Origin of the sequence: Leucobacter sp. HNU, assembly GCF_047946755.1 — a bacterium.
GTDB lineage: Bacteria > Actinomycetota > Actinomycetes > Actinomycetales > Microbacteriaceae > Leucobacter.
Genome location: NZ_CP178837.1, coordinates 1292147 through 1304719 on the forward strand (window position 1 = coordinate 1292147; position 12573 = coordinate 1304719).

Below are 12573 nucleotides of genomic sequence, written 5' to 3' on the forward strand. Positions count from 1 at the left end.
ATCAGTACTTCACCCACGGCACCACGCGGCGCTCGATGACGCCCTCCAGCGCGGTGGCGGCGTAGCCGAGCGCCGAGATCGTGACGATCCCGACGTACATCTTCGACACCGCGAACGTCGACCAGGAGCTCCAGATGAGGTACCCGAGTCCGCTCTGCGACCCCACGAACTCCGAGGCCGCGATGATCACGAACGCACCGCCGGTCGCGAGCTTCATGCCCGTGAAGATCGACGGCAGCGCATACGGGAAGGACACCGTGAACCAGCGCTGCAGACGGGAGGCGCCGTTCGCCCGGGCCACGTCCTCGTACAGCGGCGGCGTCTGCATGACCCCGCTCATGGTGTTGAAGAACAGGTAGAAGAAGACGCCGATCGCGACGATCACGTACTTGCTCGTCTCGCCGAGCCCGAAGATGAGCAGGAGCAGCGGGAAGATCGCGACCTTCGGGATCGGCAGCAGGCTCGAGAAGATCGGTTCGAGCAGCTGCCGCAGCGGGCGGACGGTTCCGAGCAGCACGCCCAGCAGCACCCCAGGCACCGCCCCCAGCACGAAGCCGATGAGGATTCGGGACAGCGTCATGGCCGTGTGCTCGAGCAGCACCCCGTCGAGCAGCATCTTCACGAAGGTGGAGACGATCGAGGAGGGCGGCGGGAAGAAGCGCGCGTCGAGCACCCCGACCCGGCTCAGCAGCTCCCACACCAGGATGAGCAGCAACGGCGTGTACGGGCCGATCCGGCGCACCCACGCGGATCCGCGCTCTGCGCGGACGGCCTCGACCAGCAGTCGCTGCGTCTCGTCCGCTCCGGCCTGCTCCAGTTGCGCGGTCACGCGGCCTCCCCTGCTCCGAAGCCGGCTCGGTACCCTGCTCCAGCAAATTCCAGAGCTGGTAGGTGATCTCGCCGTAGCGGGGATCGCGGCGCAGCTCGATGATGTCCCGCGGACGCCCGAACGGGATCTCGATCTCCGCGATGATGCGGCCGGGGCGATGCGACATGACGACCACTCGGTCCGCCAGGGTGAGCGCCTCGTCGACGCTGTGCGTGATGAACAGCACCGACTTCGAGGTCCGTTCCCAGATGCGCAGGAGCTCCTGCTGCAGCGCGACGCGGGTCTGCTCGTCGAGCGCGCCGAACGGTTCGTCCATCAGCAGCACGTTGCCGTCGTCGGCCAGCGCACGAGCGACCGAGGTCCGCTGACGCATCCCGCCCGAGATCTGGGCCGGGTAGTAGCTCGCGAACTCGGTGAGACCGACGAGCTGCAGCAGCTCGCGCACGCGCTCCCGTCGTCCGGCTCGCGGGACACCGCGCAGCTTGAGCGGGTAGGCGACATTCTCCGCGACGGTGAGCCACGGGAACACGCCGTGCTCCTGGAACACGACCGACGGCCGGCTCTCGGTGGTGACCGAGCCGAGACTCGCCTGTTCGAGTCCCGCGGCCACGCGGAGCAGCGTGCTCTTGCCGCAGCCCGAGGGCCCGAGCACGCAGACGAACTCGTTCTCGCGGACCTCCAGCGAAACGTCCTCCACGGCGACGAGGACCTCGTCCTTCGACTCGGCGCTCGGGAACGCCTTCCAGAGCCCCTGGATGGAGATGCCGGCGCTCACGAGCTCGCGCTCGGCTGCTTCTCGGAATCCGCGACGGCCTGCTGCAGGATGTCCTTGCGGAAGATCTTCTGGATACCGGAATCCCCGTCGAACTCGAGCGCTCCGCGGTCGCGGAAGAACTGCTCCTGCCGGGAGACGTCCTTCCAGTCGATCGCACCCTCGGGATCCTGGCGGGTCAGGCCGATGGACTGGAGCGTCTCGACGGGCAGGTCCGTGTACTCGGCGATGATCTTCTGGTCGGCCGGATCCTTCCAGCCCCCGTTCTCGAGCTCCTTGACCGCGCGCAGGTACGCCGCCGTGAAGGCGGTGACGGCCTTCGGGTGCTTCTGCACGTAGTCGCTGTTGAACACGAGCGCGCCCAGCTCGACGCCCGACTGGTAGTCGACGCCGAGCAGCTCGTGGCCGAGCTTCTTCTGCGTGATGGCCGACGAGATGGGCTCGATCGTCCAGCTCGCGTCGATGGAGCCGTTCGCCATCGCGGGCGGGATGTCTCCGGGGCTCAGGTTGACGAGCTTCACGTCGTCGAGGTCCAGCCCGACCGACTTCAGGGCGAGCGCCACCGAGTAGATGCCGAACCCGCCGTCGCCGGGGATACCGATCTTCTTCCCCTTCAGGTCCTTGGCATCGGTGATCCCGGACTTCTCCGAGGCCATCAGCGGCGCGGGGTTCTTGCCCTCGGACGGGATCTTGGAGACACTCGCGATGACCGAGATCGAGGTGCCCGCCTTGGTCGCGTTGAACAGCCCGGCGCCCCAGGTCGCACCGCCGGCCGTGATGCTGCCGGTGCTGACCTGCTGGTAGGTCTCGCCCGAGCTGCCGCTCTTCGAGATCAGCTCGACGTCGAGACCGGCATCCTCGAAGTAGCCCTTCTTCTCGGCGAGGAAGAACGGCGCGTAGTCGGCATAGGGCGAGTACAGGAAGGTGATCTTCGGTGCGTCCGCCGCAGACTCGCTGCTCCCCTGCGCGTCGTTCCCCCCGTTCGCGCAGCCGGTGAGCAGGGCGAGGGCGGTGAGGAGGGCAGCGCCTCCGGCGAGTCGTCGTCGAAGCGTCATCGGGGCTCCAGGAGTTCGGGGGCGCCCGTTCGGCGCCCGATCGGGTCTTCCCGAAAACCTATCGGCCCAGCTGACTCACAGGAGTTCTTGCATGTCACATACGGTCACGCGGGAGAACTCACAGCTCGTCCGCATCCTCACCGTCCTCATCATCGCCGTCGAGGCGCGCCTCCAGCTGCGCGATCTCCGCGCGGACCGCTTCGACGACCTCGGGCTCGTCCTCCCAGAGTTCGAGGAACTCGGAGTCGGGCTCGATCATGTCGGTCAGCAGTTCGATACCGCGTTCGAGATGCGCGTCCAACCGCTCGAGGTCCCCGGGCCACACGGTGCTGCGCCCGAGCACGGCGAGCAGGTAGCAGGCCGCGCGCACGCGGTCGTAGTCATCGTCGTACTGGAAGGCTTCCGCGATGTGCGCGTCGATGTCGAGGCCCGCAAACACCTCGGCGAACCAGTCCGCCGCTCCGTCGGTGTCCCACGGTGAGACTCCCCATGCACCCATGCGCTCCGCCTTTCGTCGTGCCCGGTCGCCGCGGGCGCCCGATCGCTAGTTCGCGATCTCCTGGTAGGCGAACTGCAGCACCGATTCGTCGACGCCCGCGAGCACGCGCGGCTTCGCGATGTCGTCGAGCACGATGAACCGCAGCATGCCCGCGCGCGCCTTCTTGTCGCGCTGCATCGCCGATAGCAGCCCGGGCCAACGACCGGCGGGGTACGAGAGCGGCAGCGTGAGCGAGGACAGGATCCGACGGTGCCGTTCGACCGCCTCGTCCGACAGGGATCCCGCCATCCGGCCGAGCTCGGCGGCGTACATCATGCCGATCGAGATGGCGACGCCGTGCCGCCACTGGTACCGCTCCGCGTGCTCGATCGCGTGGCCGAGGGTGTGGCCGTAGTTGAGGATCTCGCGCAGGCCGCCCTCCCGGAAGTCCTCGGACACCACGCGGGCCTTGACCCCGATCGCGAGTTCGACGAGGCGTCGGAACTCGGCGGTCTGCGGGTCGGTCGCCCGATCGACGTCGGCCTCGAGCAGCTCGAGGATCTCGGGCTCCGCGATGAAGCCGCACTTGGCGACCTCCGCGAAGCCCGCGAGGATCTCGTTGCGCGGCAGCGTGTCGAGCAGGGCGAGGTCGCAGATGACCGCGTGCGGCGCATAGAACGCGCCGACGAGGTTCTTCCCCTCGGAGGTGTTGATCCCGGTCTTGCCGCCGACCGCCGCATCGACCATGCCGAGCACGGTGGTGGGGATCTGCACGAGGCGCACTCCCCGCAACCAGGTCGCCGCCACGAAACCGGCGAGATCGGTCACGGCTCCGCCACCCAGCCCGATGATCGCGTCGGAACGGGTGAAGTCGGCCTGGCCGAGCACCTGCCAGCAGAAGGAGGCGACCTCGACGCGCTTCGCGGACTCCGCATCGGGCACCTCGGCCAGGAGGACCTGGCCGTAGCGTTCCTGCAGCGCGGTACGGAGCTCATCGGCGAAGCGTCCGACGGTCGGCGTGTGGATGATGAGCACCTTGGCGACGCGGTCGCCCAGCGCCTCGGGCACCCGGTCGAGGATCCCGCGTCCCACCGAGATCGAATAGTCGGCGTCTCCGGTCACCTCGATGGTGGTCACGGACGACTCGCTCGACGGTTCACTCACTCGGACTCTCCTTCGGATCGGCTGCGGTTCCTGGCCTGCTCGGCCGCTCGTTTGCGGCCCTGCGCGCGCACCCACTCGGCCGCGCGCAGGGCCAGCTGCTCCTTGGTGGCGCGGTCGGTGCGGAAGGTGACATCCGCGACCTCCTCGTAGAGGGGCTTGCGCTCCTTGAGGATGCGGCCCCATGCGCCCGGATCGTCGCGCAGCAGCGGTCGGCGCGACAGGTTCGCGGTGCGCAGCACGGCGCGCTCCGTGGTCATGAGGAGCACGACCGGGTGCGCCGCGAGTCGTTTCCGGGTGTCCGGGTGCAGCACGGCACCGCCGCCGAGGGCGACGATGCGTGCGCCGGGCTCGGCGAGCTGCGCGGCGATCACCTCGGCTTCGATGCGGCGGAACTCGGGCTCGCCGTGCGCCGCGAAGAACTCGGTGATGGCACCGTGCTCGCGAACGAAGACCGCGTCGGTGTCGACGAACGGGACCCCGAGCTCACGCGCCAATCGGCGCCCGAGGCTCGTCTTGCCGGCGGCCATCGGGCCGACGAGCACGACGGCGAGATCGGGCACCCGTCCCCGGCGCCGACGACGCGCCGGTCGACGCCGGGCGCCGCGACGGGATGTCGCCGCCGCCGTCTCGGTGGCGTCTTCCGCGCTGCGGCTTCGGCGGGCGGACCCGCCCTCATCGGGAACGCTCGGCTGCACCGGGACGGGAGCCGTGCGCGGTGGAGCCGGAATCGGACGCGCGGCGGGCGGGCCCGCTTCGCGCCCGGCGCGGCGGGACGCGGTCACGATTCGAGCGCGGTCGCGAGGTTCTCGGGGATCGCAGCGAGATAGGCGTCGAGGTTGCGCTTCGTCTCCGCGACGCTGTCGCCGCCGAACTTCTCGGTGACGGCGTCGGCCAGCACGAGCGCGACCATGGCCTCGGCGACCACGCCCGCGGCCGGAACCGCCGAGACGTCGGAGCGCTGATGGTGCGCCTTCGACTCCTCGCCCGTGGAGACGTCGATGGTGGGCAGCGCGTGCGGGACCGTCGCGATGGGCTTCATTCCCGCGCGGACCCGCAGCAGCTGACCGGTGGTCATGCCGCCCTCGATACCGCCGGCCCGACCGGTGTCGCGCACGATCCGGCCGTCGCGCAGGTGCAGCTCGTCGTGGGCTTCGGAGCCGCGGCGACGGGTGGTCTCGAAGCCGTCGCCGATCTCCACCGCCTTGATGGCCTGGATGCCCATGAGCGCGCCGGCGAGACGCGAGTCGAGCCGTCGGTCCCAGTGCACGTAGGATCCGAGCCCCGGCGGCAGGCCGTAGGCCAGCACCTCGACGATGCCGCCGATGGTGTCGCCCGACTTCTTGGTGTCGTCCACCTCCGCGACCATGCGCTCGCTGGTGGCGGTGTCGAAGCACCGCAGCGGATCCGCGTCGAGCGCCGCGACGTCCTCCGGGCGGGGCAGCGGGGTGCCCGCGGGCGTCTCCACCGCGCCGATCGAGACCGTGTGGCTGACGAGGCGGATCCCGAGTTCGGCCAGGAACGCGCGTGCCACCGCACCGAGTGCGACGCGCGCGGCGGTCTCGCGCGCGCTCGCGCGCTCGAGCACCGGCCGGGCCTCGTCGAAGCCGTACTTCTGCATGCCGGTCAGGTCGGCGTGACCCGGGCGGGGACGGGTGAGCGGGGCGCCTCGGCCGCGCGACTTCTCGGAGAGCTCGATCGGCTCGGGGCTCATCACCTCGGTCCATTTGGGCCACTCGGTGTTGCCGACGCGGATCGCGACCGGGCCGCCGATGGAACGACCGTGCACGACGCCGCCGGAGAGGTGGAGCTCGTCCTGCTCGAACTTCATGCGCGAGCCGCGGCCGTAGCCGAGCTTGCGCCGTTCGAGGTCGGCGCGGATCCCGTCGATCGAAACGGGCACACCGGCGGGCAGCCCCTCGAGTACGGCAATGAGTTCTGGGCCGTGGGATTCCCCGGCCGTGAGCCAACGCAGCATGGATCTATCTTTCCATACGCGGCAGGTCCGCTGCGCCGTGCATGACGCCGAGCAACGCCGCTTCGTCGGGCAGTGGGAGCGACGGCTCCCCCGCGACGAAGATCCGGGCCTGCACCAGCGCCTGCTCCACGAGCATGTCGAGGCCGGGGTGCGCGACTCCGCCTGCGGCCCGCCAGCGCTCGGCGAGCGGGGACGGCCAGGGATCGTACGCGACGTCGAAGAGCGGGGCGCGCTCCACACCCGCGGGCAGCGCGACTCCGCGCCCGACGGGTCCGGGCAGGGCCGAGATCACCAGCGTCGCATCGGCGGCGCCGGCGACCGCGGTCCCGTCGCCCGTACCGAGTGCCGCGCCCGAGACGCGCACGGCGGACCCCATGGGCTCGCTCGTGCCGTCGAATCGCGCCACCAGGTCTGCGATCGCCGCGGTGTTGCGCGCGAGGATGGTGACGCCCTCGGCGCCGAGGCGCCTGGCCGCGAGCAGCGCGGAGACAGCGGTCGCACCCGACCCGAGCACGATCGTGCGCCGCGCGTCGAGACCTGCGCGGGAGATCGCCGCGGCGAGGCCCGGCACGTCGGTGTTGTAGCCGGCCCACCGAGGTGCCGCGTCGCCGGGGGCGACGATCCTGAAGAGCGTGTTCACGACGCCGCTCTCGGTCGCAACTGGATCGAGCACCGTCGCGATCCGATGCGCTTCCTCCTTCAGCGGCATCGTCACCGAGAAGCCGCGCCACTCCGGGCCCCGGCCTCGCAGGAACGCTTCGAGGCCGGCGGCCCCGCAGCGCACCCGGGTGTAGCTCCAGTCGAGGCCGAGTGCTGCATAGGCTGCTCGATGGATCTGCGGCGAGCGGGAATGCTCGATGGGGCTGCCGAGGACCGCCAATCGCTGCGCGGTCGCGCGGAGTTCCGGCTCGACAGCCGGCGCACCGTACGTCGTGGGATCAGTCACAGCGCTTGCCGCCCTGAGCCCGGTGCGCCTCGCACCACTGCCCGAGCTTGGCCACCGCGGCCTCGTGCTCCTCGTTGGTCTCCGAGAACACGGTCTCGCCGGTCTCGAGGTTGACCGGTACGAAGTAGAGCCACTTGCCCGGAGCGGGCTTCATGGCGGCTTCGATCGCGACATCGCCCGGGAGCCCGATGGGCCCGATCGGCAGACCGGGGTTCGCGTAGGTGTTGTACTTGTTCGACGCGTCCGCTCGCTCGGCCTCGGTGGTCCACACCGTGTGGGTGTTGCCGGTGCCGTAGGCGACCGTGGCGTCCGACTGCAGCTTCATCCCCTGATCGAGCCGGTTCTGGAACACGCGGGCGATCTTCGGGAAGTCCGCCTGGTTCGAGCCCGCTTCGCGCTGCACGATGGACGCGAGGGTGAGCACGCGCAGCTCATCCGCTTCGGGCACGCCGTGCTCGCGCAGGGCCTGGCCCATCCGCTCCACCATCTTCTTGACGATGGTCTGCGCCGTGTCTCCGGGTTCGAAGGTGTAGGTCGCCGGGAACAGGAACCCCTCGATCGACGGCGCCGCCTTCGGAATCCCGTACTGCGCCGGGTCCTTGACCGCGGCGTCGAAGTCCGCCTGCGGGATCCCCGTGACCTTCGAGATCCGCGCGAGCGCGTCCCTCGCGGCCATGCCCTCGGGGATCGTCACCGTCAGCTTGATCTGATTCTTCGGGTCCTGCAGAGCGGCGAGGGCCGCCTTCGCGCTCATCTGCTTCTTCAGCTGGTAGGAACCGACCTGGAACTCGACGGCCGGATCCTGCTTGAGCAGCAGATCGTAGAACGCCTCGGACGTCTTCACGACGCCCTGCTTCGCCAGGGACGCGGCGATGTCGCTGCCGATCTCACCCTCGCGGATCGTGACCACCGCGGATCCGGTGCCGGACCCTTCGTAGTCGTTCTTCTCCCAGCCCATGGCCTTCGAGATCTGCGAGCCGAAGCTCGACCAGAGGACCGCGACGCCGGCACCGAGACCGCCGAGCAGGAGCACCGCGACGAGCAGGACGATGAGCACCCGCTTGCCGGTACTGCTCTCCTGCTTGGCGCGGCGGCCGCGCTTCTCTCGTGCGTTCATCGTTCGTCTCCTCGGTCCTCGGCGATCGGGTCGGCGTTCTGCGGGGCGAGCGCCTCGCCGGGCGGCGCGCTCTGCGCGCGCTCGCTGTCGAGCGCGTGCTGCAGGATGACGACCGCCGCCGCCTGGTCGATCACCCCGCGACTGTTCTTGGTGTTGCGCCCAGCCTGGTGCAGCTGGCTCTGGGCCGAGACCGTGGACAGGCGCTCGTCGACGAGGCGAACGGGCAGGCCCCGCTCGGCGAGCCGCTGCGCGAACGCCTCGGCATCGTCGGTCGACGGCGTGCGATCACCGCTGAGGCTCAGCGGCAGGCCGACGACGGCTTCGAACGCACCGTGCTCGGCGAAGAGGGCGATGATCCGCTCCACGTCATGGCCGCCCGAGGCGACGCGTCGCACCGTCTCGACCGGCGTCGCCAGCATGCCGTGCGCATCGGAGCGGGCCACGCCGATCCTGGCGCGGCCCACGTCGATGCCGAGGCGGACGCCCGAGCGCACCCTATGCTCCGATGCTGCGCCGGATCTCGGCGAGCGCGTCGTCGATCTTGGAGACGTCCGCGCCGCCGCCCTGCGCGAGGTCGGGCTTGCCGCCACCGCCCCCGCCGAGCACCTTCGCTCCGAGCTTGGCGAGATCACCCGCGCGAATGCCCGCATCGCGGGCACCTGCGGTCGTCGCGGCGATCACCACGGGCTTGCCGCCGGCGTCGCCGGCGAGCACGACCACGCCGGCCTCGTCGGCCAGCCGGTCGCGCAGCTGCAGCACCAGTCCGCGAACGTCGTCGGCGGAACCGACGGCTCCGAGGGAGCCGAGCACGGCGCGAACGGACCCGAGGGTCTCCGCACCGGCAAGCAGTTCGGGCACCCGCTCCGCGAGTTTCGCCGCCTCGAGCTGCGCGATCTTCTTCTCGGCGGCCTTCAGCTGCGCGCCGAGGTCCTGCACCCGCTGCACCAGCTCGCCGCGCGGGGTGCGCAGTCCGGCCGACAGCTCGTGCACGATGGCGCGCTCGGCGGCGAAGCTGCGGAACGCCTCGAGCCCGACGAGCGATTCGATGCGGCGGTTGGTCGAGCCGACAGAGCTCTCCGAGATCAGGTTGATCATGCCGACCTCGGCCGAGCTCGACACGTGGGTCCCTGCGCACAGCTCGCGCGACCAGGGACCGCCGATGTCGACCATGCGCACACGCTCGCCGTACTTCTCGCCGAACAGCGCCATCGCGCCGAGCGCCTTCGCCTCGTCGAGCGGCATCTCGCGCGTGACCACCTCGTAGTCCGAACGGATCGCCAGATTCGAGATCTCCTCGATCTCGGTCTTCGTCTCGGGGCTCAGCGCCTCGCCGTGCGTGAAGTCGAGGCGCAGATAACCGGCCTTGTTGTAGGAACCGGCCTGGTGCGCGTTCGCGCCGAGCACCTGGCGCAGGGCCGCGTGCACGATGTGGGTGCCGGAATGGGCCTGGGTGGCGCCGCGGCGGTAGTCGGCGTCGACGCGGGTCTCCGCGCGGGCGTCGACCGAGATCGTGCCGACCTCGACGCGCACCGTGTGCACGATCAGGCCGGGCACCGGCTTCTGGACGTCGAGCACCTCGGCCTCGAAGCCGTCGCCCACGATCAGCCCCTGGTCGGCGTCCTGGCCGCCGGACTCGGCGAACAGGCTGGTCTCCGCGAGTACGACCTCGGCGACCTGTCCCTCGCTCGCAGCGGCCACCGGCTGTCCGTCGACCACGATGCCCAGGACGCGGCTCTCGTGCGTCAGCTCGTCGTACCCGGTGAACAGGGTCTCGCCCTGCCCTCGGAGCTCCTTGTAGATCGACAGGTCGGCGCGCTGGCCCTTCTTGGCCTTCGCGTCGGCCTTCGCGCGCTCGCGCTGCTCCTGCATGAGCGTCTTGAACACGCCCTCGTCGACGGTGACCCCGGCCTCCTCGGCGATCTCGAGCGTCAGCTCGATCGGGAAGCCCTTGGTGTCGTGCAGCAGGAACGCGGTATCGCCGGGCACGGCCCGCGTGCCGCTCTTGGCGGCGTCGATCGCGCCGTCGAGGATCTCGATGCCCGAGGCGAGCGTGCGCAGGAAGGTCTTCTCTTCCGCGTAGGCGGCGCGCGAGATGAAGTCGAAGTCGCGCTCGACCGCCGGGTAGGAGCCCTTCATCGCGTCGCGCGACACCGGGAACAGCGCTTCGAACGTTGGGCCGTCGACCCCCAGCAGGCGCATGGACAGGATGACCCGGCGCAGCAGGCGGCGCAGGATGTACCCGCGGCCCTCGTTCGACGGGGTCACGCCGTCGGCGATGAGCATGAGTCCCGAGCGGACGTGGTCGGCGATGACGCGCAGGCGCACGTCGTCGGTGTGATCGGCGCCGTAGGTCTTGCCCGCGAGCTCGGCCGCGCGGTCGAGCACCGGCCTCACCTCGTCGATCTCGTACATGTTGTCGACGCCCTGCTTGAGGAACGCGACGCGCTCGAGGCCCAGACCGGTGTCGATGTTCTTCTTCGGCAGTTCGCCGAGGATCGTGAAGTCGGTCTTGGACTTCACGTCCGCGACCTGGTACTGCATGAACACGAGGTTCCAGATCTCGACGTAGCGGTCGTCGTCGGTGGCGGGGCCGCCGTCGATGCCGTACTCGGGTCCGCGATCGAAGAAGATCTCGGAACACGGGCCGGCCGGGCCCGGCTGGCCGGTGGACCAGTAGTTGGTGTCCTTGCCGAGGCGCTGGATCCGCTCCTCGGGCAGCGTGGAGTGCTGCTTCCAGAGCGCGATCGCCTCATCGTCGTCCTCGTAGACGGTGACCCAGAGGTCGTCGGCGCTGAAGCCCAGACCGCCGTCCGCCTCGCTCGTCGTGAGGAGCTCCCAGGCGAACTGGATCGCGCCCTCCTTGAAGTAGTCACCGAACGAGAAGTTGCCGCACATCTGGAAGAACGTGCCGTGACGGGGGTCTTGCCGACCTCCTCGATGTCGTTGGTGCGGATGCACTTCTGCACGCTGGTGGCACGCGGATACGGTGCAGGAACGAGCCCCGAGAGGTAGGGAACGAAGGGGACCATGCCGGCGACCGTGAACATGAGGCTCGGATCGTCGCTCACGAGCGACGCCGAAGGCACCACGGTGTGGCCCTTCCGTTCGAAGAAGTCGAGCCAGCGGCGACGGATCTCAGCGGTCTGCATGGGGTTCTGGTTCCTTTGGGGAGGTGCGTGCGAAGTGGGAGACGGGATGCGCTCAGTCGGCCGAGCGCTGCTTGGCCTCGAGGCGGCTCAGACGACGCTCGACCTCGTCCAGCGTCTCGTCGAGCTCGGCCTCGCCCTCTCGGTACCCGTTCGCGAGCGCATCGCTGAACTCGCGCGCGCCGCGGTTCACCCGCTCGAAGAAACGGCGCCCCTCGGGCGTCTGGTTGACGAAGTGGGCGGCAACGAAACCGGCGGCGACTCCGACGATCAGCCAGGACAGTCTGCGCATGGGGATCCTCCAGATCTCTCGACCGTGCAAGTCTAGCGGGGGCGCCTTTGCGCGCCATTCATATCCTCCACCTCGGCGCGTGCGGGCTGCGGCCGTCGTCCGGAAACGCCGAACGGCCGCCGGATTCCTCCGACGGCCGTTCGTACTCGCGGTGCGCGAAGCGCTTAGCGGGCTGCGTAGTACTCGACGACGAGCTGCACTTCACAGGTCACGGGGACCTCGGCGCGCTTCGGACGACGGACCAGGCGGGCCTGGAGCTTGTCGAGCTCGACCTCGAGGTAGCCCGGGACCGGGGGCAGGACCTCGGCGTGACCGCCGGCCGCTGCGACCTGGAAGGGCTCGGTGCCCTCGGAGCGCTCCTTGACGTGGATGAGCTGTCCCGGCTTCACGCGGAAGGAGGGGCGATCGACGATCTTGCCGTCGACGAGGATGTGGCGGTGCACGACCATCTGGCGGGCCTGCGCGGTGGTGCGGGCGAAGCCGGCGCGGAGCACCAGCGCGTCGAGACGCATCTCGAGGAGCTCGACCAGGTTCTCACCGGTCAGGCCGTCCTGGCGGCGCGCCTCCTTGAAGGCGATGACGAGCTGCTTCTCGCGGATGCCGTACTGGGCCCGGAGACGCTGCTTCTCGCGCAGACGGACGGCGAAGTCGCTGTCGCTCTTGCGCTTGGTGCGACCGTGCTGGCCGGGGCCGTAGGGGCGCTTCTCGAGGTAGCGCGCGGCCTTCGGGGTCAGGGCGATCCCGAGCGAGCGGGACAGGCGGGTCTTGGAACGGGTACGCGACGTAGTCGACACGTGGA

The 12573-nt window shown here is 69.9% G+C and carries 11 protein-coding genes and 2 pseudogenes; all 13 read right to left on the reverse strand.

Going from position 1 to position 12573, the window contains the following annotated elements:
• Position 1: 1 nt before the first annotated feature.
• Positions 2-829, reverse strand: a complete 828-nt coding sequence (locus AB3K78_RS06345) for an ABC transporter permease (protein ID WP_416446915.1) — start codon at positions 827-829, stop codon at positions 2-4.
• A 313-nt stretch (positions 830-1142) separates the two neighbouring features.
• A pseudogene (locus AB3K78_RS06350) lies at positions 1143-1604 on the reverse strand (ABC transporter ATP-binding protein); the annotation flags it as partial.
• Complete coding sequence (locus AB3K78_RS06355) at positions 1601-2656, reverse strand: ABC transporter substrate-binding protein (protein ID WP_416446916.1); 1056 nt, start codon at positions 2654-2656, stop codon at positions 1601-1603. The gene AB3K78_RS06355 and the pseudogene AB3K78_RS06350, both read right to left, overlap by 4 nt.
• 118 nt (positions 2657-2774) lie before the next feature.
• Positions 2775-3155 carry a hypothetical protein gene (locus AB3K78_RS06360; RefSeq protein ID WP_416446917.1) on the reverse strand — a complete coding sequence of 127 codons (381 nt, stop codon included), beginning with the start codon at positions 3153-3155 and terminating at the stop codon, positions 2775-2777.
• A gap of 45 nt (positions 3156-3200) precedes the next feature.
• Complete coding sequence (gene aroB, locus AB3K78_RS06365) at positions 3201-4298, reverse strand: 3-dehydroquinate synthase (protein WP_416446919.1); 1098 nt, start codon at positions 4296-4298, stop codon at positions 3201-3203.
• Entirely contained in the window at positions 4295-4858 is a 564-nt protein-coding gene (locus AB3K78_RS06370) for a shikimate kinase (RefSeq protein ID WP_416446920.1), read from the reverse strand. Before AB3K78_RS06370 ends, aroB begins: the two co-directional genes overlap by 4 nt.
• A gap of 218 nt (positions 4859-5076) precedes the next feature.
• A complete protein-coding gene (aroC, locus tag AB3K78_RS06375) occupies positions 5077-6273 on the reverse strand; it encodes a chorismate synthase (RefSeq protein ID WP_416446921.1) in 1197 nt (398 codons plus the stop codon).
• Positions 6274-6277: 4 nt separating this feature from the next.
• Positions 6278-7219, reverse strand: a complete 942-nt coding sequence (locus AB3K78_RS06380) for a shikimate dehydrogenase family protein (RefSeq protein ID WP_416446922.1) — start codon at positions 7217-7219, stop codon at positions 6278-6280.
• Positions 7212-8336 (reverse strand): endolytic transglycosylase MltG, encoded by a 1125-nt coding sequence (gene mltG / locus AB3K78_RS06385; RefSeq protein ID WP_416446923.1) that lies wholly within the window; start codon positions 8334-8336, stop codon positions 7212-7214. The genes AB3K78_RS06380 and mltG overlap by 8 nt, the downstream gene beginning before the upstream one ends.
• Positions 8333-8830 (reverse strand): Holliday junction resolvase RuvX, encoded by a 498-nt coding sequence (ruvX, locus tag AB3K78_RS06390; protein WP_416446924.1) that lies wholly within the window; start codon positions 8828-8830, stop codon positions 8333-8335. Before ruvX ends, mltG begins: the two co-directional genes overlap by 4 nt.
• A gap of 1 nt (position 8831) precedes the next feature.
• A pseudogene (alaS, locus tag AB3K78_RS06395) lies at positions 8832-11485 on the reverse strand (alanine--tRNA ligase).
• Positions 11486-11537: 52 nt separating this feature from the next.
• Positions 11538-11774, reverse strand: coding sequence for a YtxH domain-containing protein (locus tag AB3K78_RS06400; protein ID WP_416446925.1), 237 nt, complete (start codon positions 11772-11774; stop codon positions 11538-11540).
• Between the two features lie 164 nt (positions 11775-11938).
• On the reverse strand, positions 11939-12568 hold the full coding sequence (rpsD, locus tag AB3K78_RS06405) for a 30S ribosomal protein S4 (RefSeq protein ID WP_099725097.1): 630 nt from the start codon (positions 12566-12568) through the stop codon (positions 11939-11941).
• Between the last annotated feature and the right edge of the window lie 5 nt (positions 12569-12573).